This is a genomic window from Buttiauxella gaviniae ATCC 51604 (assembly GCF_001654835.1).
In the GTDB taxonomy this organism is placed as follows: Bacteria; Pseudomonadota; Gammaproteobacteria; order Enterobacterales; family Enterobacteriaceae; genus Buttiauxella; species Buttiauxella gaviniae.
The window spans coordinates 1-1,193 of sequence record NZ_LXEP01000082.1 but is presented as its reverse complement, the minus strand read 5'-3'; the positions used below and the strand labels follow the sequence as shown (position 1 = coordinate 1,193).

The 1,193-nt window shown below is 51.0% G+C and carries 1 protein-coding gene; it reads right to left on the bottom strand.

Annotated features, from left to right (window positions below):
- Positions 1 to 9: 9 nt before the first annotated feature.
- Positions 10 to 1,193 (bottom strand): elongation factor Tu (gene tuf, locus M977_RS23755; protein ID WP_064519627.1); only part of this gene is annotated, 1,184 nt, incomplete at its 5' end.

The window sequence follows — 1,193 nt, the reverse complement described above, 5'->3', positions numbered from 1 at the left end:
TATCAGCGATTAAGCGATAACTTTAGCAACAACGCCCGCGCCTACAGTACGGCCGCCTTCACGGATTGCGAAACGCAGACCGTCGTCCATCGCGATTGGGTGGATCAGGGTAACAACCATTTTGATGTTGTCGCCCGGCATTACCATCTCAACGCCTTCTGGCAGTTCGATGGTGCCAGTCACGTCAGTTGTACGGAAGTAGAACTGTGGACGGTAGCCTTTGAAGAACGGAGTATGACGGCCGCCTTCATCTTTGGACAGGATATAAACTTCTGACTCGAACTGAGTGTGCGGCTTGATAGAGCCTGGCTTAGCCAGTACCTGACCACGTTCGATATCTTCACGTTTAATACCACGCAGCAGAACACCAACGTTCTCACCAGCACGGCCTTCGTCCAGCAGTTTGCGGAACATTTCAACGCCAGTACAGGTTGATTTCACGGTATCTTTGATACCAACGATTTCAACTTCTTCACCAACTTTAACGATACCGCGCTCTACACGACCGGTAACAACAGTACCACGGCCGGAGATGGAGAATACGTCTTCGATTGGCAGCAGGAACGGCTTGTCGATAGCACGTTCTGGTTCCGGGATATAGGTATCCAGGTAGCCAGCCAGTTCGATGATTTTAGCTTCGTAATCCGCGTCGCCTTCCAGTGCTTTCAGCGCTGAACCACGTACGATTGGAGTATCGTCGCCTGGGAAGTCGTACATAGACAGAAGTTCACGAACTTCCATTTCTACCAGTTCCAGCAGCTCTTCATCATCAACCATGTCGCATTTGTTCAGGAACACGATGATGTAAGGAACGCCAACCTGACGACCCAGCAGGATGTGCTCACGAGTCTGTGGCATTGGGCCATCAGTCGCAGCAACAACCAGGATAGCGCCGTCCATCTGAGCAGCACCGGTGATCATGTTTTTAACGTAGTCGGCGTGCCCTGGGCAGTCAACGTGCGCATAGTGGCGAGTCGGGGTGTCATATTCAACGTGGGAAGTGTTGATGGTGATACCACGAGCTTTTTCTTCTGGTGCGTTATCGATCTGGTCGAAAGCACGAGCAGAACCACCGTAGGTTTTAGCCAGAACGGTAGTGATTGCTGCAGTCAGAGTGGTTTTACCATGGTCAACGTGGCCGATAGTACCGACGTTGACGTGCGGTTTTGTACGTTCAAATTTTTCTTTAGACA